The sequence below is a fragment of the Herbaspirillum sp. WKF16 genome (assembly GCF_028993615.1).
In the GTDB taxonomy this organism is placed as follows: domain Bacteria; phylum Pseudomonadota; class Gammaproteobacteria; order Burkholderiales; family Burkholderiaceae_D; genus Herbaspirillum.
Window position 1 is genome coordinate 2,024,706 of the sequence record NZ_CP118632.1, and the last position, 20,072, is coordinate 2,044,777.

Annotated in this window: 23 protein-coding genes and 1 tRNA gene; 11 read left to right on the top strand and 13 right to left on the bottom strand. The window is 65.5% G+C overall.

All coding sequences use genetic code 11. The features are described 5' to 3' along the window. Positions 1 to 24: 24 nt before the first annotated feature. The 4 genes from galE (at position 25) to Herbaro_RS09140 (ending at position 4,617) form a co-directional block, all read left to right on the top strand. Positions 25 to 1,056, top strand: coding sequence for a UDP-glucose 4-epimerase GalE (gene galE, locus Herbaro_RS09125; RefSeq protein ID WP_275013498.1), 1,032 nt, complete (start codon positions 25 to 27; stop codon positions 1,054 to 1,056). A gap of 55 nt (positions 1,057 to 1,111) precedes the next feature. Then, complete coding sequence (locus Herbaro_RS09130) at positions 1,112 to 2,188, top strand: glycosyltransferase family 2 protein (RefSeq protein WP_275013499.1); 1,077 nt, start codon at positions 1,112 to 1,114, stop codon at positions 2,186 to 2,188. A gap of 118 nt (positions 2,189 to 2,306) precedes the next feature. Beyond that, the gene (locus Herbaro_RS09135; RefSeq protein ID WP_275013500.1) at positions 2,307 to 3,527 is read left to right on the top strand and encodes an acyltransferase family protein; all 1,221 of its coding nucleotides are present in this window, start codon (positions 2,307 to 2,309) and stop codon (positions 3,525 to 3,527) included. A 76-nt stretch (positions 3,528 to 3,603) separates the two neighbouring features. Beyond that, a complete protein-coding gene (locus Herbaro_RS09140) occupies positions 3,604 to 4,617 on the top strand; it encodes an LLM class flavin-dependent oxidoreductase (RefSeq protein ID WP_275013501.1) in 1,014 nt (337 codons plus the stop codon). A gap of 320 nt (positions 4,618 to 4,937) precedes the next feature. Here Herbaro_RS09140 and Herbaro_RS09145 read toward each other — a convergent pair whose 3' ends face one another. Next, entirely contained in the window at positions 4,938 to 6,104 is a 1,167-nt protein-coding gene (locus tag Herbaro_RS09145; RefSeq protein WP_275013502.1) for a glycerate kinase, read from the bottom strand. A 315-nt stretch (positions 6,105 to 6,419) separates the two neighbouring features. Here Herbaro_RS09145 and Herbaro_RS09150 point away from each other — a divergent pair, with 315 nt between their 5' ends. The 4 genes from Herbaro_RS09150 to Herbaro_RS09165 all read left to right on the top strand — a co-directional run bounded on the left by Herbaro_RS09150 (position 6,420) and on the right by Herbaro_RS09165 (position 8,367). Then, positions 6,420 to 6,638, top strand: a complete 219-nt coding sequence (locus Herbaro_RS09150) for a hypothetical protein (RefSeq protein WP_275013503.1) — start codon at positions 6,420 to 6,422, stop codon at positions 6,636 to 6,638. Between the two features lie 310 nt (positions 6,639 to 6,948). Next, entirely contained in the window at positions 6,949 to 7,755 is an 807-nt protein-coding gene (locus tag Herbaro_RS09155; RefSeq protein WP_275013504.1) for a hypothetical protein, read from the top strand. A gap of 169 nt (positions 7,756 to 7,924) precedes the next feature. After that, entirely contained in the window at positions 7,925 to 8,191 is a 267-nt protein-coding gene (locus Herbaro_RS09160) for a hypothetical protein (protein WP_275013505.1), read from the top strand. Positions 8,192 to 8,290: 99 nt separating this feature from the next. Beyond that, positions 8,291 to 8,367, top strand: a tRNA-Pro gene (locus Herbaro_RS09165). An 80-nt stretch (positions 8,368 to 8,447) separates the two neighbouring features. On the opposite strand, the gene Herbaro_RS09170 is transcribed toward Herbaro_RS09165, so the two are convergent. From Herbaro_RS09170 to Herbaro_RS09180, 3 genes are read right to left on the bottom strand one after another with little or no spacing between them, the layout of a single operon-like run. Then, positions 8,448 to 9,611: a tyrosine-type recombinase/integrase gene (locus tag Herbaro_RS09170; protein ID WP_275013506.1), complete on the bottom strand. Its 1,164-nt coding sequence runs from the start codon at positions 9,609 to 9,611 to the stop codon at positions 8,448 to 8,450. Continuing rightward, positions 9,608 to 9,835, bottom strand: coding sequence for a DUF4224 domain-containing protein (locus Herbaro_RS09175; RefSeq protein WP_275013507.1), 228 nt, complete (start codon positions 9,833 to 9,835; stop codon positions 9,608 to 9,610). Before Herbaro_RS09175 ends, Herbaro_RS09170 begins: the two co-directional genes overlap by 4 nt. Beyond that, on the bottom strand, positions 9,832 to 10,542 hold the full coding sequence (locus tag Herbaro_RS09180; protein WP_275013508.1) for a hypothetical protein: 711 nt from the start codon (positions 10,540 to 10,542) through the stop codon (positions 9,832 to 9,834). Before Herbaro_RS09180 ends, Herbaro_RS09175 begins: the two co-directional genes overlap by 4 nt. 34 nt (positions 10,543 to 10,576) lie before the next feature. Here Herbaro_RS09180 and Herbaro_RS09185 point away from each other — a divergent pair, with 34 nt between their 5' ends. Beyond that, entirely contained in the window at positions 10,577 to 10,807 is a 231-nt protein-coding gene (locus Herbaro_RS09185) for a hypothetical protein (protein WP_275013509.1), read from the top strand. Positions 10,808 to 10,827: 20 nt separating this feature from the next. Here Herbaro_RS09185 and Herbaro_RS09190 read toward each other — a convergent pair whose 3' ends face one another. Next, positions 10,828 to 11,238: a hypothetical protein gene (locus Herbaro_RS09190; RefSeq protein WP_275013510.1), complete on the bottom strand. Its 411-nt coding sequence runs from the start codon at positions 11,236 to 11,238 to the stop codon at positions 10,828 to 10,830. Continuing rightward, positions 11,235 to 12,146 (bottom strand): phage Gp37/Gp68 family protein, encoded by a 912-nt coding sequence (locus Herbaro_RS09195; RefSeq protein WP_275013511.1) that lies wholly within the window; start codon positions 12,144 to 12,146, stop codon positions 11,235 to 11,237. The genes Herbaro_RS09190 and Herbaro_RS09195 overlap by 4 nt, the downstream gene beginning before the upstream one ends. A gap of 29 nt (positions 12,147 to 12,175) precedes the next feature. Here Herbaro_RS09195 and Herbaro_RS09200 point away from each other — a divergent pair, with 29 nt between their 5' ends. After that, on the top strand, positions 12,176 to 12,427 hold the full coding sequence (locus tag Herbaro_RS09200; RefSeq protein WP_275013512.1) for a hypothetical protein: 252 nt from the start codon (positions 12,176 to 12,178) through the stop codon (positions 12,425 to 12,427). 14 nt (positions 12,428 to 12,441) lie between these two features. Here the strand turns inward: Herbaro_RS09200 and Herbaro_RS09205 are convergent, their stop codons facing one another. Beyond that, positions 12,442 to 13,665 (bottom strand): phosphoadenosine phosphosulfate reductase domain-containing protein, encoded by a 1,224-nt coding sequence (locus tag Herbaro_RS09205; protein WP_275013513.1) that lies wholly within the window; start codon positions 13,663 to 13,665, stop codon positions 12,442 to 12,444. 32 nt (positions 13,666 to 13,697) lie between these two features. Here Herbaro_RS09205 and Herbaro_RS09210 point away from each other — a divergent pair, with 32 nt between their 5' ends. Then, on the top strand, positions 13,698 to 14,351 hold the full coding sequence (locus Herbaro_RS09210) for a hypothetical protein (RefSeq protein ID WP_275013514.1): 654 nt from the start codon (positions 13,698 to 13,700) through the stop codon (positions 14,349 to 14,351). Between the two features lie 8 nt (positions 14,352 to 14,359). On the opposite strand, the gene Herbaro_RS09215 is transcribed toward Herbaro_RS09210, so the two are convergent. The 6 genes from Herbaro_RS09215 to Herbaro_RS09240 are packed head-to-tail and all read right to left on the bottom strand — an operon-like array spanning position 14,360 to position 20,072. Beyond that, positions 14,360 to 16,153: an AAA family ATPase gene (locus tag Herbaro_RS09215; RefSeq protein WP_275013515.1), complete on the bottom strand. Its 1,794-nt coding sequence runs from the start codon at positions 16,151 to 16,153 to the stop codon at positions 14,360 to 14,362. 56 nt (positions 16,154 to 16,209) lie between these two features. After that, on the bottom strand, positions 16,210 to 16,914 hold the full coding sequence (locus Herbaro_RS09220) for a hypothetical protein (protein ID WP_275013516.1): 705 nt from the start codon (positions 16,912 to 16,914) through the stop codon (positions 16,210 to 16,212). 34 nt (positions 16,915 to 16,948) lie between these two features. After that, on the bottom strand, positions 16,949 to 17,575 hold the full coding sequence (locus tag Herbaro_RS09225) for a 3'-5' exonuclease (RefSeq protein ID WP_275013517.1): 627 nt from the start codon (positions 17,573 to 17,575) through the stop codon (positions 16,949 to 16,951). A 12-nt stretch (positions 17,576 to 17,587) separates the two neighbouring features. Further along, positions 17,588 to 18,862 (bottom strand): phage-derived integrase/recombinase RecT, encoded by a 1,275-nt coding sequence (locus Herbaro_RS09230; protein WP_275013518.1) that lies wholly within the window; start codon positions 18,860 to 18,862, stop codon positions 17,588 to 17,590. Between the two features lie 23 nt (positions 18,863 to 18,885). Beyond that, positions 18,886 to 19,689, bottom strand: a complete 804-nt coding sequence (locus Herbaro_RS09235) for a PD-(D/E)XK nuclease family protein (protein ID WP_275013519.1) — start codon at positions 19,687 to 19,689, stop codon at positions 18,886 to 18,888. After that, positions 19,686 to 20,072 carry a hypothetical protein gene (locus tag Herbaro_RS09240; protein ID WP_275013520.1) on the bottom strand — a complete coding sequence of 129 codons (387 nt, stop codon included), beginning with the start codon at positions 20,070 to 20,072 and terminating at the stop codon, positions 19,686 to 19,688. Before Herbaro_RS09240 ends, Herbaro_RS09235 begins: the two co-directional genes overlap by 4 nt.

Consider the following 20,072-nt stretch of genomic DNA (forward strand, 5'->3'; position numbering starts at 1 on the left):
ACAAGCTCAACAAGGAATGCACACATGACGAGTCCCACTATCCTGGTCACCGGCGGCGCCGGCTACATCGGTTCCCACACCTGCGTCGAGCTCATCCATGCCGGCTATGACGTGGTGGTGCTGGACAACCTCTGCAACAGCCGCGCCAGCGTGATCGATCGCGTGGAGAAGATCGCCGGCCGCCGGCCGCATTTCGTGCAGGGCGATATCCGGGAGCGCGAGGTGCTGGACCGCATCTTCGGCCAGCATCGGATCCACGCCGTGATCCATTTCGCCGGCCTGAAGGCGGTCGGCGAATCGGTGGCCCAGCCGCTGCGCTACTACGACAACAACGTCAGCGGCAGCAACGTGCTGTTCGACGCGATGGCGCGGCACGGCGTGAAGAACATCGTCTTCAGCTCATCGGCCACGGTGTATGGCGATCCTGCCAGCGTGCCGATCACCGAGGAGTTTCCGTTGTCGGCCACCAATCCCTACGGCCGCAGCAAGCTGATGGTGGAGCAGATCCTGGGCGACCTGCACAAGTCCGATCCGGGCTGGCATATCGCGCTGCTGCGCTACTTCAATCCGGTCGGCGCCCACGAGAGCGGGCTGATCGGCGAAGACCCCAGCGGCATTCCCAACAACCTGTTGCCTTTCATCGCCCAGGTGGCCGACGGCCGGCGCGCCGCGCTGTCGGTGTACGGCAGCGACTACCCGACGGTGGACGGCACCGGGGTGCGCGATTACATCCACGTGGTCGACCTGGCGCTGGGCCACGTGAAGACGCTGCGCAAGCTGGAAGAGGGCCCCGGCGTCTATACCTACAACCTCGGCACCGGCCGCGGCAACAGTGTGCTGGAGATGCTGGCCGCCTTCGAGAAGGCTTGCGGCAAGACGCTGCCTTACCAGCTGGCGGAGCGCCGTCCGGGCGACATCGCGATGTGCTACGCCGCCACCGCGCGCGCCCAGGCCGAGCTCGGCTGGAGTGCCCAGCGCGGCGTGGAAGCCATGTGCGCGGATACCTGGCGCTGGCAGGCGCTGGCCAGGACGCTGGCCGAGAGCGACGCCGCCTGAGGCGCGCAGTGCTCCCTCATTCCCTATTTTCAGATCGACTTTCAGGAGCTTCACCATGGCGACCATCGACGTCCTGCTGCCGGTAAAGAACGGCGTGGATTTTCTGGCCGAATCGCTGGACAGCGTGCTGGCCCAGACCTATCGCGACTGGCGCCTGCTGGTGCTGGATCACGGCTCCACCGACGGCAGCCGCGAGATGGCCGAGCGTTACCACGAGAAGGATCCGCGCATCGAGCTGCATTCCTTTCCGGAGGCGGACGGCCTGTCCGGCCTGCTCAACAAGGGCCTGGAGATTGCCGACTGCAAGTATGCGATGCGTCATGACGCCGACGACATCTGTTATCCGCGCCGCATGGAAATCTCGCTGGCCGCCTTCGAGAGCCATCCTGAATGCATGGCCATCGGCGGCCAGGCTGACGTCATCGACGCCCAGGGCGCGCCCATCGGCGACATGAAGATGCCCATCGGCGGCCAGCGCGTGGGCGCCGCGTGCCTGTTCCGCAACCCGATTGCGCATCCCACTGCGATGCTCGACTTCGCCGAAGTGCAGAAGGCCGGCATCCGCTACGGCGTCGACTTCCTGAAGGTGTTCCCGGAGGAGCACCGCATGACGGTGAAGAACCTGGCGGAGGATTATTTCCTGTTCGGCCAGCTCGGCATCCAGGGCAAGTGCAACAACGTGCCGGAGAAGCTGATCAAGTACCGCTGGCACGGCAACAACGTGAGCGCCAAGCGCTTCGACGAGCAGATGACGGTGTCGCTGCAGGTGTCGCGCTATCTGGCGCACGCCTTCTGCCTGATGCACGACGTCAGGTACTTCGACCCGGCGCCGTTCTGCAACCATGGCGGCCTGCTGTTCGACATCGACGGGCGCAGCGATTTCTCGGCCGAGTTCGAACGCATGGCGGCCAGCGTGCGCGCCGGCTTCGAGCATGCGCCGGAGATCGAGCGCGAATTGAAGTTTCGCAAGCTGGCCACGACGCGCAACGAGCTCTCGCTGCTGTGGCGCTATTTCTTTTTCCAGAGCAGCACTGCGCCCGAGACCGGCGAGTGGAATGCGGTGCGGTCGTGGCTGATCCGGCGTTTCCCCGGCAAGCCGCGCATGAGCGCGCCGGCCGAGATGGCGGCCTGAGCCCATGCGCACGGCGCCGGCGGGAACCTGCCCGCCGCGCGCGCAGTCAGTGGCGTATCGCCTTCCATTGCCACCATCCCGCCCCAGCTCATCCATTGGGCAGCAGAGGTAACGCGCCATGACCGAATCGCCCCGGACGCCCGCGTCCAATCCGAATCATCTTCCCTGGCTGGACGGCTTGCGCGGGCTGGCCGCGTTCTGGGTGCTGGCCTCGCACGTGCAGATCCTCTCGGGCTTGCGCGACTTGCCGCTGCTGTCCTGGGGCGGCATCGCGGTGGACCTGTTCATGCTGCTGTCGGGTTTCCTGATGGCGCATAACTACCTGCTGCGCCAGCAGGCCGAGCCCTGGGGCGAGGCCCGCACCTTCGCGCTGTTCTGGCTGCGCCGCTTCTTCCGCATCGCGCCGCTTTATTACCTGCTGCTGATCGTCGCCGTCGGCATCGGCGGCATGCTGGCCGACGACCGCTCGGCGATCGCCGCGATCTGGCCCAACACGGCCACGCCATTGCGGCGCTACCTCGACGGCAGCCTCGCCAACTACCTTGCGCATGTCAGTTTCGCCTTCGGCTTCCTGCCGGACTACGCCTTCCGCACCGCATTGCCGGACTGGTCGATCGGCCTGGAGATGCAGTTCTACCTGGTGTTCCCCTTCGTGATGCTGGCCGTGCTGCGGCTGGGCGCCTACGCCGCCACCTTCGGCGCGCTGGCGCTTTGCCTGGGCTTGTGGTTCCTGTTCCCCGGCTACTTCGCCAGCTTCGAGATGCCGGCCTTCATCGCCATGAAGCTGTGCGTGTTCATGGCCGGCATGTGGATCGCCCTGGGCCGCCGGCAGGGGAAGATGACGCGCGCGCTGGCGGCGGCGCTGGCCATGATGCTGATCTGGGCGCTGGCCGCGCGCCATTTCCACCTGGGCGAGCCGCGCATCATGACGCTGTGCCGCTTCGCGATCGTTGCCGGCATGTTCTACCTGATGAACGACGGCAGCCTGCCGGGCAGCGCCTGGCTGGCGCGCCCGCTGCAGCTGTTGCGGGGCTGGCTCTCGGGCCGGGTGGCGCGCTTCCTGGGCGACACCTCCTATTGCACTTACCTGCTGCACCTGCTGATCCTGCTGCCGGTGGCGGGAGCGCTGGCCGCGCGTCCGGACTACGTCGCGCTGCCGGCGCCGCTGCGCTTCCTGCTGTGCCTGGCGCTGGTGCTGCCGCCGGTCTACCTGGTCTCGTGGGGCTTGTTCCGCACGGTCGAAACCTATGGCATCCATCTCGGCCGCCAGGCGGTGAAGGCGATCGGGCGCTGGCGGCCGCGCGCGGCGCCCGGCCGGGTCAATGCCGACGCCGGCTGAGCTCCCGCGCAAGCGGCGCCGCACGCCGGATCGCGTTTGCTGATATCGTCGCTTCCTTTCTTGTGATGGAGTCGCCATGAAGATCAGCGTGCTTGACCAGGCCCCGGTGTCGGAGGGCACCAGCAGCGCGCAAGCCTTGCGCAATGTGCTGGAGCTGGCGCAATTGGCCGACCGCCTGGGCTTTCATCGCTATTGGGTGGCGGAACATCATGGCAGCGCCTCGCTGGCCTGCACCAGTCCGGAAGTGCTGATCGGCCCGATCGCCGCCGCCACGCGGCGATTGCGCGTAGGCAGCGGCGGCGTGATGCTGCCGCACTACAGCCCCTTGAAGGTGGCCGAGTCCTTCGGCATGCTGGCCGGACTTTATCCCGGGCGCATCGACCTTGGCCTGGGGCGCGCGCCGGGCAGCGACTCGCTGACCGCCTCGGCGCTGCAGCGCGACCGCCGCCAGCGTCCGCAGGACGACTTCATCGATCAATTGCATGAGCTGCTGGCCTACCAGTGGGATCGCGTGCCGGCCGAGCATCCCTTCGCGCGCCTGGCCGAGCTGCCGGGCCGGCCGGAGTCGGCGCAGACCTGGCTGCTGGGGTCCTCGCCGCAGAGCGGCATCTGGGCCGCCGAACTGGGTTTGCCCTATATGTTCGCCGACTTCATCCAGGCTGCCGGCGAGAGCGTCTGCGCCGCTTACCATCGCGACTTCACGGCCTCGGATGCGCTGGCCGAGCCGCATAGCGGCGTGGCGGTGCAGGTGATCTGCGCCGAGACCGACGAAGAGGCGCGGCGGCTGGCCAGCAGCTACGCCATGCGCCTCTTCCACATGCATACCGGCCGCCGGCTGGACAAGATTCCCTCGGTGGAAACCGCGCTGCGCTTCTTCGAACAGCAACAGATGCCCATCGACCGCCTGCCGCCGGGGCGGCGCGCCATCGTCGGCAGCCCGCAGCGCGTGCGCGAGGAGATCGAGGCGGTGGCGGCGGCCTACGGCGCCGCGGAGGTGATGGCGGTCAGCATCATCTACGATCACCAGGCGCGACTGCGCTCCTACGAGCTGCTGGCGCAGGCCTTCGGGCTGGAGGCCGCTGCGCGGTGATGGCGTCGCGCGCAGTCATGCATCCACTGCGCACAGAATCGAAAAGCGGTTTCGGATCAATGACTTGGGAAACTCTTCCCAAGGTTTTCCACAGGCTTGCCCCCATTTTCTGGGGATAACTGGGCGAAGGGAGATGGCGCGGGCAGCCCGGCCGGGATTTTCGGCGCAATGCATGCTCATGCGGCGACATTGCACGCGTCTGCATCGATATCGGAAAAGGTTTTGCGATCAATGACTTGAGTGGCTTTTCCTCAGCTTTTCCACAGGCCTGTCCCCGGTTTGTGTGAACAACTTCGCGGCCTGTGGAAAGCGTAAATCATTTACCTGCGCGCGCCGACGGCGCTCTGCCACAGGCGGGCCATTTGTTCAGCGCTGGCGCGCAGCAGCTCGGGCGCACCGGCGATGGCGTCCTGCAGGCTGCCGGGGCCGAACACGATGGAGAAGCAACCGGAGAAGCTGCCCTGCAATTCGTCCAGCGATGTGCGGTCGATGCCGCCGGAGAGCAGGGTGGTCGGCACGCCGGCGCGGCGCGCGCGCTGGCTGGCGATGAAGGGCGCCTTGCCGTGCAGGGTCTGGGCGTCGCTGCGGCCTTCGCCGGTGATCAGCCAGTCGGCGCCGGCCAGCGCATCGTCCAGGCCGATGTGGTCGGCCACGGTCTCGGCGCCCGAGCGGAATTCCCCGCCCAGCATCAACAGCGCATAGCCCAGGCCACCGGCCGCACCGGCGCCCGGACGGCCGGCGGCGGCCAGCCCCATTTCCTTTTCCAGCACGGCGGCGAAGTGCGCCAGCGAGCGATCGAGCAGCGGCACCTGTTGCGGCGTCACGCCTTTTTGCGGACCGAACACGGCGGTGGCGCCGATCTCGCCGCATAGCGGATTGTCGACATCGGACATGGCGACGATACGCGCCTGCCCGATGCGTGCATCCAGGCCGGCGGCATCCACCCGCGCCACCCTGTGCAGCTCGGCCGGGCGCGGCGCCACTTCGGCGCCGGCGTCGTCGAAGAACTTCACCCCCAGCGCGGCCAGCAAGCCCGCGCCGCCATCGTTGGTGCTGCTGCCGCCCAGGCCCACCAGGAAATGGCGGGCGCCGCGATCGAGCAATTGCCGCATGGCGTCGCCCACACCCAGGGTGCTGCGCTGTTCGACGGCGACGGCGGTGCCGGCGGCGTCGGTCAGGCCGACGATGGAGGCCGATTCAATCACCGCGCTGCCGTCCTTCAGGATGCCGACCGGCGCTTCGGCCAACTGGCCGGCGGCGTTGCGGCAGGACAGCGCCAGGCGCTCGCCGCCGGCGTGCATCAGCGCATCGAGCGTGCCTTCGCCGCCGTCGGCGATGGGGCGCAGGCGCACCTGCGCATCCGGAATGGCGGCCTGGATGCCGGCGCCGATGGCGGCGGCGACTTCCTCGGCGGTGAGCGAGCCCTTGAAGGAGTCGGGCGCGATGACGACGACGGGCGGGCGGGGCGATGTGCGGGTGTTGGTCATGGGGCAGGAGTCGTTGATGGGCGGCGCCGCGCGCCGGCCCGGATGGGCTGGTCTCTGTTGTGATGGTGTGCGCCGGGCGGGCGCGAATGTCGCGCAGCTTGCGGCCGGGCCATTATATAAGCAGAGCCGCGTCCGATTATGGCTGCCGCCGTATAAACAGTAGCGACTGCCGCGGCGGTTTGTCCGGCGGCAAGCCGGCCATGCAAGGCAAGGGTGCAAGGGCGGCGTAACAATTGGTAAGGGCGGTGGCGAGCAGGAGGAGGCTGGGCCATAGTTTTCAACATTGGCGCCGTTGCGCGCCCGAGGAGTCTTGCCATGAAGCGTTACCTCAGTCTGCTGGCGATACCTGCCGCGCTGCTGCTCGGCGGCTGCGTGGCCGTCCCCTACGATCCCTACTATGGCGCCCAGGCCTATCCGGCCTATCCAGCCTACCCGGTGCAACCGTCGTATTACCCGTATTATTCCTATCCCTCGACTTCGGTCTACTTCGGCTATGGCGGCGGTTGGGGCGGTCGCGGTCGCTGGCATCGCTGAATGGAGGCGGCGCCGGGTAAAAATACGGACGGCGCCGGCCTGAAAGACGGCCAAAAAACGTTAAAATATTGCATTCAAAAAATTGGCCGCATCAGGGATGGACGATGGGGCAGGCCAAGGACAGGTTGACAGCGTTCCGGCATGCCCGCAAAGCCGTATCGCGCCGGCGTTCAGCGTTCCTCCCGCTCCCATTGTGCCCGCTCCCATGTCTGCCGCCAGGCCGTCTACCAGGAATCAGCTGCCGCAAGGTATGAGTTTTTTCAGTTCGTTCACCCGTACAGACACCGTTTCCCGAGCGCGGCGCCGCACCGTGCTGGGACTCGTGCTGTCGGTGCTGATCCACGCCGCGCTGTTCGCATTGCTGCGCGCCAAGCTCAACGAAATGCCGCCCAAGCTGGAGGCGGAGGGCAAGCCGGACCAGCCGCTGCAGGTGACCTTCATCCGTCCCACTGCGCCGGCGCCCAAGCCGGATGTGCCCAAGGCCGAGCCTGAACCGCCGAAAAAGGTGACGCCGCCCCCGAAGAAGCCGGTCGCCAGGCCCGCGCCAAGGCGCGCTGCACCGCCGCTGCCCAGCCGCGCCGAGAGCGCCCGCGCCACGCCGGCGCCGATTGCGCCTGACGGCAACGCGCCGCCGGTGGCGCAGGCCGCGCCGGAGATGGACTTCAGCTCCATGATCAACCGCAACCGCGACCGCCGGCAGGCGCTGGAGCAATCCGCGGCAGCGGAGAACGCCGCCGCGCGCGCGGCGGAGAACCCCTCCGCCAACGACATCGCCAAGGCCAACATCGCCTTCCAGGAGCGTCGCGGACGCGGCACCAACGGCGTGTTCGAGATCGTCAGCAAGGGGCCGCGCATGGCGCAATACAGCTTCCGCGGCTGGACCAACGACCAGCGCCGCAGCCAGCGCCAGACCATCGAGGTCGACGCCGGGCCGGGCGGCAACGTGGAACTGGCGATCGTCGACAGCATGATCGCGCTGATCCGCAAGTACTACACCGGCGATTTCAACTGGGAGTCGCAGCGCCTTGGGCGCGTCGTGGTGCTGTCAGCCCGCGTCGCCGACACCCGCGGCCTGCAAAACTTCCTGATGGAGGAGTTCTTCCGCAACGGCGGCTGATCGCCCCCCGATGCCGCGCCGGCAAGTTTCCGGCCAAAATCCAACGTTTCGTTTGCGCTTTGCCATGCAAAGGCAGGCTTTTGCCTGACTTCAGGGATTTCCTTACGGAAAATCAAAATGTTCCGTGATAGCATTCAGCATGTTTCCGCATGGAAAAGGAGCAATCATGATGAGCAACGAACTTACGGGCGAAGAACTGCGCTGGATGTACAGCGTGTTCAAGGGCGAATTCCGTATCATCCCCCGCGGTATCGTCAGGAGCATCATCTCCAAGGGATTGGGCGTGCCCAACCTGGGCGGGGCCTTCAACCTGACGCGCGCCGGCAAGGAGGTGTTCCGCCGCACGCCGCAGGGCTACCAGGCCTGGGCGGAAGAGGAAGAGATGCATATCATCCGCGCCGCCGACAAGCGGCGCAGCAAAGGGCCTCTCGGCTGAATTGCGAGCGGATATCAAGGCCATGAAAGAAAATATTTAAATGGTTTTGAGAAACAGTTGAACAAAAAACATATTCGCTGTTATAATCGCAGGCTCAGTCGGGGCGTAGCGCAGCCTGGTAGCGTACTTGCATGGGGTGCAAGGGGTCGAGTGTTCGAATCACTCCGTCCCGACCATTAGAATCAAAGACTTACGGCGAAAGCTGTATGGGTAGACAGCACTGTATATTAGACACTTGTCTAATATCAGTGCTGTTTTACTTTGTAGTCCAGGGTAACGGCAGATCCATTTCCGATACCTCCGCAATCACTTCCTTGATGTAGATTTCCGAGGTCTTCGACGACGTGTGCGTCAGCCGGGCCTGGATCTCTTCCATCTTCTTACCGGCCTTGGCCGCGTCCGTAGCGCCCAGCGCGCGCAAATCCCTGTATTGAATCCTTTCCTCTGGTGGTGAGTCCTTGCCGATGCCCAGGCGGTCGCGCGCGCGATCCCACATCGAAAACAAGCCGCTCTTGGAGTACGCCGTGCCCTTTTGCGTGGGGAACAAGTACCCGGTGATCAACGGCTTCCCGTGCACCTTGTATTCCTTCTTGATCGCGCGTGCGCGCTCGATCACCTCCCAGATCGGCGCGGTGATCCTGATGTCCACCGACTTGCCGCTGCTCTTGATGGTCTTCGAAGGCGTGACCCGGATGAAACCACCCAGGCCGCCGTCGATCTGCGCTTCCTTCAGCTCACGCACGTCGATGGCGCGCGCCCACAGCAGGTAAGCGGCGTCGACCAGGCAGGCGAACATCGGCCCGCTGGCAGTGGGCAAGCTCTTGCCCGTGTCGCTGCGCACCTTGCTGGTCATGCCGGCCTGCCGAATGGCCTGCACCTGCTCATGGGTCGGCAGGATGAGGCGGCGCTCTGTCTCATAGTCGTCCAGCTCGATCTGGTCGATGGGGTTGTCCTCGCGTAGGCCCAGCTCGGAGATCACGAACTTGAACAGCTTGCGCGCCAGCGCGGTGTATTTCTGCGCGGTGTTCGGCTTGTCGCTGAAGTTGTCGCGCAAGAACTGCGCCCAGCTCTTCGTCGTGACCTGGCGCGCGGTGAAGTCGGCGAAGGCCTCCGCGATGGCATCGAGGTATCGGCCGTAGGTGGCCTTGGTCTCCTCGGTGTAGCGGTGCAGCTTGTGTTTCTTGAATTCCGCGCACACGTATTTCATGCTCTCGCTGCTGATGGCGGCGTCTTGGATCAGGTTGCCCAGGGCCAGCAGCATGGCGGCCTCGCCTTCGTCAGCCTTTGCCAGCGGGATCCATCGCTTGATCTTGCCGTCTTTCGGGTCCAGCATCGGCTCGGCCGGCACGAAGAAGTAGGCGCCATGTTTGAGGTACACGCGGCGCGGGAGGCCCTTGCCGGTCTTTCGGGAGCGATTCATTTGCGGATCAAGCGGAGTTTGGGTTCTTGTTTTTCCGGCGCCGCGGCGGTGGCCGGCCTGGTGGTGGCGTAGACACGCAGCACCATGACCGTATTATCCGGCCGGCGGTGCGCTGGGATGCCCATTTCTTGCAGGCGCTGCAGCTGGAACTTGGGCCGGTGATAGCCGGTGATCTCGATGATTTCTGCCTCGCTCAGGGTGAGGTCGCTGCGGACTGCAATCATGGCTCGATCCTCCGAAACTCGACCACCCACAACCAGGGATTGGCCGCCCAGCTGTCGCGGCCGTTGATGGACTGCCACAGGGACCGGAAGCTGTCGCGCGGCGTGTACGCCGGGTCGCCGTCCATGTCCTCCATGTAGTTGATCCAGCCGCAGTCCGGCACCCAGCCGATGGTGCCGAAGCCGTTCTGGCCCTCGCTGGGGTCACCGGTCCAGTTCTTCTCGATGCCCTCGGCCAGCGCATCCTGCTCGCTGATGTCCTGCAGGCGCTCCACGCGCACGCCGGTGATTTCCAGCAGGATGCGGCTGGCCCAGCGCGGCATGTGGATGGATGGCTTGGGCGGCGTCCAGTCGCCGGCGTCAGGGTTGCCGTCCGCCCAGTGCCATATCGGGCTGGATTGATTCCAGGTTGACGGCGGCTGGCCGTGCTGGTGGTAGGGACCGCTGAATGCCTCCCTGACCCACAGGCGATCCCCGACGGTGCCATGGGGACACTCCTGCACCTCGGTCTTGAAGGCGCCCCCACCGGCGGCTTCGGCGCTCCACTGCGCCACGTCTTCATAAGGCAGGAACCCGTCGAAGTCGACGGAGCCGCGGCGCGGGAAGTCATCGAGCGGTTGCGGCTTCACGATCCGCCGGGTCTGCGTCTTCTCGCCAGCGAGCAGGGCGCGCACCATCGGCGCGCTGAAGAGGATGGGCCTTTCACGCATGATAGGATGACCTTCCAATCTCAAAGGGACAGCTATGAGCAATCGCCCCAAAATTGAATACGAGACCAGATTTCTCAAGGTTAATGTGCTGCCCAGACAGGGCGAGCCCGACGCACCTCCTGTGGAGAGAATTCGCGCACAAGTTCGAAAGATTGGTGAAGCGGACTGGATCAATATTCCGTCGAACTACGGGAGCGAGAACGAGGCCCACTACGCGGCTCAAGAGTGGCTCAACGAAAATGCTGCGCCTGACGCCGATGCGTAGAGAGGCGCGGTGATCGTGGCTCATACCGTCGCCCCTCCAAAGAACGCCGCAATCAGCGGATCCCGCTGCGGCTTCCACAGCCGCACCTTACGGCGCGCGGCCTCCACCGCCTTGCGCATGTCCTCTTCCACCTGGTCGACCACCGGCGCTTTCGGCTTCGGGACGGCCGGCGCCGGCGCAGGGCGCGCGGCATCCTCGCCTGGGCCGAGGGTGAACAGCGCGGTGCGCTTGTCCGCTGCGTAGGCGGCGATATGCACCTCGCCGAGGTCGCGCAGGTAGTGGATGTAGGAGTAGATCCAGGTCGCGTCCAGCTTGATGGCCTTGGACAGCTGCCGGGCACTGAGCTGGTGCCCGTCCAGCGCGGCGCGGATCTTCTCGATGCGCTTGCGCGCGGGCTTGGTCTGGAAGGTCAGGTGCACGCGGGAGTTCATGCGGGCACCTCGTCCCAGGTATGGCCGTCCAGACGGCGGCCCGCGGCCTTCTTGCCGGCGCGCCCCATGACCCAGCCATCCTGCATGGTCAGTGTCTCCGCAACGGTTACACCATCGGCCTGGCCAAGCATTGGGAGCCATTCTCCCCACTGCTTGAACAGGAACGGAACGCCCGCGCCCGTGCACTGATCGCGCAGCTCTCGCGCCCATTCCGGAGACATCGGCCGTGCCCCGGGTCCGCTCTCGCCGCCGACGATCACCCAATCCAGCCCGGTGGGCTTGCCTGCACCGTGCGCCGACAGGGCGCCGTAATCGGCGTTGCAGGTCTCGCAGTGGACCGGCGGAAGTGCCTGGTTCAGGTCGACCGGCCCCAGCAGCGGTTCCATGGACAGGAAGCGCTTGGCGGCGTCGACCTTCAGCAGCTTCGGGATGTCGCGGTCGGCTTCCGCCTGGTTGACCACAGTGATCCCGATCCAGACGTTCGGGTACAGCGTGGCAAAGCTAAATGGCACCGGCAGCATGTTGCCAACATTGCCGATGCGCTTGGTCAGCAGCAGCCAGTCCAGGTGCGGCGTGGCCTCGATCAGCGAGAACAGGTCGTCGCGCCATTGCTGGTCGACCTGGTTGTCGAACACATCGGCCAGGCTGGCGCAGAACACGCGCTGGCGCCGGCCATGCGAGACCTGGAACTCGGTAGCTGCTGCGTTCCAGGCCAGCGGCTTGTTCCAGTTCGCAGCGCTGGTGCGCCTGCGCGGCGCGCCAGGCCCCCAGTTCAAGGCCGTGCCACCGGCGAAGCGCGCGTTACGGGTCTCGGCGTAGCAGTGGTCGCAGCCCGGGCCGACCTTCTGGCAACCTTCCCAAGGGTTGAAGGTATGATCTGCCCATTCGATTTTTGTGTTTTCGCTCATGTTAGGATTCCCGAAAAAAGGAGACTGCTATGCCTGAAATCGTTGACGGATTTTTGGTCACACGCACGTGGATGCAGGAGGGCGAGACCTTCTATCCGTGCATCGACGTGGAGATGACGTTGCCGGATGGTCGAGTGGTGAGGAACAGCCGGACCGTGCGGATGAACGGCGGTTACGCGCGGGCGACCGAGGCAGTTACCGCGGCAGGCGAGATTCAGGTGCGTGGTGTCGCCTGCGACGCCGACTTCCAGCGGATCATCATCCAGCTCGATACGTTCTGACGATTCCGCCACGGTCACTCCTCCAGCCCGAACATGTCGTGCTGCTCGGCACCGTTGCTGTAGACGGTAATGGGCAGGAACTGGTCGGCGCGCGGCTCGGTGCCGTCCCATTTCTCTGGCCATGTGTTTGCCGCGATGAGCCGGCGGATGCATGCCTCTTCCTCGGCGTCGAGGATCGAGAACTCCGGCATGGCCAGCGGCCGCAGTCGATTGCATTCGGCCTGGATCGCCAGGATCTGTTCCAGCGCGGCCGAGCGCGCTTCAAGGGTAATCGGCCCCATGCGCTGCGGATTCTTGGCTATGGATCCGTCCTTCAGCCGCTCGGCGCCAGACTTCCGGATGCGGCTGCGCGGCGCGCGCAGTTCGCGATAGACGGCCTTCAGGCCGGTGAGTGGTTCAAGCCACGCCCAGCGGGGCATCGCCAGAACGGCCTGCAGGGCTTTTTCTTCTTGCGCCAGCGGACATGCGATGCAGCCGGTGCGCGCGTTGATCTCTTCCGCCTCATCGCCGCCATAGGCATCGGCAATGATCTCGGTCGGCCACTCGCCAAACTCTTGCTTCGGCGCCCAGTAGCGCAACCATTCCCATACGTGGCACACACGCCAGTGCAGCAGCGGCGCCAGCGTCGCGATGCGCCCGCGCACGCCTTTGCTTTCCGGCAGCGCCTGCTGATACCAGCCCTGGCCGCACTCGGCGCCATCCTTGCTGCAGCTCATTTCGATCCGGCGATCGCGGATCGCGCTCTCGCCTTGGCGAACGCCAGTGATCACAAGGGCAGTGCCGTCGCCCAACACTTCAGCGATCGCGGCCGTCATCGGGTCGACCTTGATCTGGCGGGTGCACCACCGCAGCGTGTTGTTGTTCGGAGGCGGCACGCCGCGGCCCAGGATGTAGGGAAGGAAGCGCTGCTCCAGCGGCGCACGCACGGTACGGTGCGCGATGTTGCGCTCGGTCAGGCATTCCATGATTTCCTGCGCGGCGACGGCGAGCGGCGGCAGCTCTTGGCGAGTATCGGCGTAGAGAACGGTCAAGCGCTGTGGCGCCGGCACCTTGCCGGAGTCGATCAACCAGGTCAGGAGCGTCAAGGTGGCGGACGAATCTTTGCCTCCTGACCATGCAACGACCCAGTGGTCATGCTCTGGGCCGTAGGCCAGTAGGCTCTGGATCGTGAGGTCGATACTCTCGCTCATCTGAAGGCGAGCGCCGGTCTCGAACAGGGACAGGTCGCGGGCCGTCATGCTACGATCCCTCCAAAAAATGAGGGGGTGAGATGGATAAGCGATTCTTGGCTTGGGTAGGCTTTGGCCTTGTGGCTCTGGCGATACTGTCGGTTGCTGTTTCGCTGCTGCGCACTGCGGCCGATATTGTCGATGCGCATCGGGAAGGCGGCGATCTTGCTACTTGGGTAGGAGCTATTGGCACGGTCCTGACGCTTGCCGGGACCATCGTGCTGGCCACACAAGAGCGCCGGCGCAGCCATAAAGAGCGAGTCGTAAATGCAAGGCTGATCGCAGCAGGTTTTCAGTTGAGAGTAGCTAATGCGCAAGGCGCCATGGCCGCCGCGTGGCGTGAAACGCAGCAATTCCTCGGTGCCGACGCTGGGGACGTTCCGCTGCAGAAAGCGTTGAATGCTCTCGATGCGGTGCCCACTTGGTCCGCTGATGAAGTCGCTCCAATCCAGTATGTCGATCCAGTACTGGCGTTGAGCTTGATTGAGTTCATGACTCAGTACGAAATGGCCAAGCGTTCGCTGCAAATTCGCTTGTCTGGCGCGGCGCCCGACGCCATGGGACGGAAAATGTTCGGAGCAAATCTGCACAACTTGATTGGCCAGACCTTGGAGGCCGTGCAAGGAAGAGCGGAGGAATGCCAGCGCGTTGGCCACCAGATCTACGTCGAAAGGTTCGGCGCAGTTGTGAGTTAAGAATAACTTCACGCGGCCTCCCGCAACGCCGAGATCACGCCATCGGCGATCCAGAACGACGAGAAGGTGGACGGGAGCTGCGCGGGCAGCTGCTTGAGCGTGCCGAACACCAGGGCGGTCTCGATGTGGCCTTCGTCGGCCAAGGCGTCCAGCCAGTTGATGGCGTCGGATCGGCCCTGCATGTCGAGCACATCGAAGCGGTCCAGCATCAGCACGCGCAGGCCGGTGACCTGGGCGACCGCGTGCGCGATCATGGCGTCGGTGCGCCACTTCTCGGACTCGGACAGCAGGGCGTAGGCGCGGCCGCCGGCGGTGATAGCCATGTCCTCGGCGATGTAGACCGAGGCCCAGCGGCTGAAGGCGGCCGAGGCGGTGAGGGCGCTGTTGATCGGCTTCAGGGCCTCGGCCAGCAGCTCGCCCGGGATGCCGTCCGGCGCGCAGGCGTCGGCGATGGCCAGCCAGGCCTTGATCTCGGCGTTGACCTTGCCGGCCTTCGCGGTCAGCTCGTCGGCGGCTTCCAGCTTGCGCTGCGCGGCCACAGCGACGTTGATCGCCTCGACCATCTTCGCGTGGCTGGCGCGCAGCACCGTGATGCGCTGCTCCAATTCGGCCAGGACGGCCGCGTAGTCGACGCCGAGGTCGACCTGCGCCTGCAGCTCGACGATCAGCTGGTCGGCGCCGGTGGCCGCGTCGAAGTCGCGCTTGAGATTGGTGACGCGGTTCTTCAGCACCTCCAGGCCGCGTTCGTATTCGGGCAGCGAGTTCTGCGCCTCGGTGTCGGCTTGGCCAACGGTCTTGATAGGGCCGTGCCGGCCCTCGTAGGCGTCGAGTGCTGCGCATGCGACCTGATAGGGGACATCGTCCTCACCGGTAGACGCCACCGGGAAAACCTCGCGCAGGTCGTGCAGCGCATAGGCAAGGTCATGTACCAGACCCGCCGGGCGGCCACCCTGTGCGCGCTGGCGCATCGCCACCACCTGCGGCTCATATTCGGCCAGCGCCTCCTCGGCCTTCTTCAGGTAGCCGCTGATCTCCGGCGACTTATTGGACTGCTCCAGCAGCTCGGTGCGGCGCTTCTTCGCCTGGTCCTGCGCGCGCTGCTTGGCGGCCTGCTCGCCGATCTGCTTGTTCAGCTGGTCGATCTCTTGGCCCAGCGCCGAGGCGTCGGCGTTGCCGTGCTCGGGCTGGATCACCTCCGGCTTTTCAGCTTCCCAGCTCTCCGCGGCGACGCCGCCCCAGTGCGCGCCGGTCAGCTGCTGCCATGCGCCTTTCTTCTTTTTCGCTTCCTCGGCCGCGAAGTCCTTGGCCGCCGGGAAGCCGGTGCGCAGGACCGGCATGATCATTTCCACCAGCTTGGCGTCCAGCTTGCGTGCCAGCAGGCGCTTCTTGATCTCCTCGGCGCCGAGCTTGCAGCCGGTGGCCGAGAACAGGAACGCGCGGCGCTCGTCCTCCTTCATGGCGGCGAAGCGCTGGCCGTTCAGGGCCACGGCGATGGCCTCGCCGGTCGGCAGGCCGTCGCTGACCTGCGTGGCGCCCTTGGGCAGGTTGAAGGCGTAGCTGCGGCCGTCGTCTAGCGTCACCAGCGCGCCGCCGGCCTTGGCCGTGCCGTGCACCACCGCCGGATATTCCTTCTTCAGCTTGGCGCGGACGACCTCGCCGCCCACGGCCATGCGCACCGCCTCCTGGATGCTGGACTTGCCGGCGCCGTTGCGGCCGGCGATCAGCACCACGGGCGTGTGTAGCTTGATATCGACGGAGCGCACGCCCAGCACGTTGTCGACCTGGATCTGAGAGATTTTCATCGCAGTGTTTCCTTGGAGTGAGCAGGTGGGGCCGCGCGCGGCGGCCGGCCCGCGTGTTATTCGATGTCGTGTTGGGGTTGATCGCCGTTTTCGGCATCGCTGGCTGGCGTGCCATCGACCTCGCGGAAATCCGAATCCTCGGGATCCTGGTCGCCGTCCGGATCACCGTCGCCGATCAGGCTGCCGGTCTCGGTGTCCGGATCTTGGGCCGCCGCGCCGCCGCCGGAGAAGGCGTCATCGAGCGCGCGGCGCTGGCCCTTCCTGCGCTGCTCGATCTCGAATTGCTTCTTTTCGTCGGGCGGCACCAGGCTGATCTGCACCTCGGTGTCCAGCAGCTCGGACAGCTTGCCCACGTCGGCCGGGTGGGTGCGGGCGCGGACGATGAAGTCCATGCCGACCGCGCCCTTGTCCTGCAGGAGGAAGAACACCTTGTTGACGGTCGAGTCGTTCAGCTTGACCTCCGACGGGCCGCCGGCGCCGATGTGCGCCAGGAAGGTGTAGCCTTCCAGCGAACCCTTGTGTGAGAAGCGCGGGAAGGAGAACTTGAGGTTCGGCAGGCGGGCGCCGCTGACCATGTCGGCCTGGTCGTCGCCGGTGTAGAAGGCCGGGCGGTACAGCGGGTTGAAGTGGTCGAGCACCTCGTTTTCCATCGGCGCCGAGAAGCCGATATCGCACACGCCGTGCTCGTCGCCTTTCTCGTCCTTTTCCTTGCGGAAGTTCAGGGTGGTGACCTTCACCATCTTGGTGTCGAGTTGGAACATTCGTTTCTCCGTAGTTGCGGGCAGGTGGTGGGGATCAGGCGGCGGCCTGGCGCAGGCGGTGTTCGACGATGCCGAAGAAGACGACCTTGCAGGCCGCCACGTCGGCGGCAGCATCGTGCGCGTCTTGCAGATCCTGGCCGGTGAAGAACTTGTAGGCCTCGCCCAGGTTGGGCAGCTTCGGCCCCTTCATGCCGCGCGCGGCCATCTTCTCGGAGGGCGGCAGGTTCACGATGGTCTTGGCTTCCTGGCAGGTGCAGAAGGCCGGCGCCTTCTTCCATTGGTCGGCGAAGGCATCGCTGAAAGAGCCGTCTCGCTTGATGGCGATGCGAGTGATCCGGTTGTCGAACTGCTCGCCGTGCGCCACGCGGTATTCGGTGGCCATGTTCCAGAGGCTCAGGAACATGGGCAGCACCACCCGGATATCCAGGCCGAACATGGCCGCGCGCTCGGTGGTGATGCCGGTGAGGGCTTCCACTTCGGCCGGGACGACCCAGCTTGTGGGCTTGATCAGCGTGTTGATGGCCGCGATCGAGCGGCGCGTGTCCAGGTCGACCAGGTCGGCGGCCAGCTGGATGATGTGCGGCTGCACCGGGTCATCCGAGGGCAGGTTGTATTCCGGGATGCCGGTGGTTTCGGTGTCGTAGAAGAGGGCGGTGCGCATGTCGTCGATTCCTTATTCGGCGGGGTAGTGGGTGTGGTTCTTGGCAGCGGCGGTGCGGCGGCCGGCGGCGGGTTGGGGCGGGTTCTCCAGCTTGTTGCGGAGATCCTTGTAGATGTCGCGCAGCTCCTGCTGCTGGTCGGCAGGCAGCTCGCCGATCAGGTCGGCGGCGACGTCGAGGACGTCGACATCCTTGGCGTTCTCCATCGACTCGCGTACCTTGGCGTAGGACAGGCCCGCGTCGCCGGCGCCGCCGGCTTGCTCCTGGCCCTGTTCGCCCTGCTGGCTGGTCTCACCAGCAGGGCCGGCGGCCGCGCCGGTCGTCCCGCCTGCTGCGGGCGCGCTTGAGTTCTGTTGATCCTGGTCGTTGAATTCGGCGGGGTCGCGGCGGCCGGTGCCTTGGGGCATGCTCACCTGGGCGGTGCCGGACAGCTGGCCGGCCACTTCGCCGGTCTCTGGATCCACGACGGGAGCGTCGTCGGGCAGCAGCAGGAAATCCGCATCGATGGTGCCCATGCCTTGATCGCGGCCGACCTCGGCCATACCGTCCAGCGCGGCGGCTTGCTGGAATTCGATGGACAGCGGCAGGTACTTGGCCAGGCGGCGGATCACCGTCTTGCGGCCCATTTCCACGAAGTTGTCCTTCCACGGGCCGTAGCCGCCCTTGCTCTTCGTGCCTCGCATGATTTCCTGTACCTGGTGCAGGCTCATGAACTCGCAGCAGTGGCCTCCATCCTTCAGTTTGGCGACAGCGTAGAAGCCGATAACGGCGCCGCGTTCGCCCAGCGATGGGGTGTGGTTCAGCTTCTCGTCGAGGCCGTAGACCAGCTCGAACTTGTCGCGCTCGCAGACTTCGTGAGCGGCGATGCTGACGATCTGCCCGGAGCGGCGCGCCAGGTCGATCAGGCCCTTGTAGCCGATGATGACCTGCACCGAGTTGACCCAGCGCTCATTCCCATTGGCATCCTTGCGTTTGGTGTTGAACGGGACCAGATAGGCATGGCCGAGCACGGTGTTGGGTTCCAGCCCCATCTGCGCGCACTGGCCGATCGCCCCCACCAGCGAGGGGACGTCACAATTCAGCAGCGCCGGCGTGGTGGTAGCCGCGATCTGGGCCACCTTCATCAGGCGTTCCGGGTTCAGGTGCGCCGGCAGCATCTTGGCGATATCACCTTTCTTCTGGTCAAGGAAATAGGCGATCTGATCCTTGGGGCGCATCGCCTGAACTTCGGCGGCGGACTTCTTCATGGCGCCTTGTTTCACTTCGGCGAGCGTATTGACTTGGGACATGGCTTCTCCAGGTGGACGGGTGGTTATTCGTGGTACATGCACTGCCCCCAGCGCGCGCAGTATTTCGGGCTGCACAGCTGGGACTGCGGATTGGGGGGGAAGAGGCCGGTCTGGAACATGACCGCGGCGAACTCGATGAAGCCCTTTTGCGTCTCGGTGCCGAGCATCACGCGCTTGGCATCGAAGATTCGGGACACGCCGACATTGGCCGAGGCGGTCGTCTGCAGGCCGATGATCTGGGCGCCGTCCGTCGGCTCGCCGTCCGTGTTCTCGGACATGAGCTGATACGCGCCCAGCTGCGCCGCGCGGCCCTGCGTGCTGACCACGCCGTTGGCGATCACGCGCGCGCCGGTCTTGATATCGGGGATGATCTTGCGACCGTCGACGCGCGCCACGCGGGCGCGGTCCATGGTGCCGGTCAGGCGCAGCACGATGCCGTTGCCGCAGTCGATCAGCAGCGGCTCCAGCGCCATTTCGACGGACTGGTAGTCCATGCTGGGCGCGATGCCGGTGCAGTAGCGCGCCAGCAGCTTGAGGCCGATGGCTTCGCCCTCGCTGGGCTTCAGGTCGTCCTGCTTGTAGTCGATGTCCTGCTCAGGGTTGCGCAGGGTCTCGACGAAGACGCCGGCCGCGTCGTCGATGCTGATCGGCGCGCCGTCCAGATTGGCCTGGTCGAACGCGGCGGTGCCGGCGTGCACGGCGGTGCCCAGCTGCGCGCGGAAGCCCGAGGCCTTGCGCATGCCCAGGATGTGCTCGCCTTCCCATCTATGCGCACAATCAAAAAGTGAACCCCAGGACGAGGCGCGGATGCGGATCGGCTCGTTCACGCTGCACCCCCGAGCACGGTGATACGGCGCTTGGCCACGCCGAAGCGCTTGGTCGCCGCCTTCTTCGCCTGGATGGCGTGGTGCGCCTGCAGGCAATGCTGGCAGGTCTCGGCGAGGAAGCCTTCGACGTCGTCGTCGTGGTTGAGGTAATACTCGTCCCAGCCATCGCTGCCGCGCGCATAGGCGTCCGCCAGGTGCGGGGACTTCTGCCATTGCTCGGCCGGTGCAAATTCGAAAGAGCCAGGGTTTTCCGCCTTCCAGTCTGCAACCGCCTTCGAGCGGCAAGCCTCCAGGTGTTCGCCGATGGCCTTCCTGGTCGCCTTGACCTCGGCCTGCGCGGCGAAATACTCGACGCAGGCCGCCTTGTACTTGTCGTCGGCCAT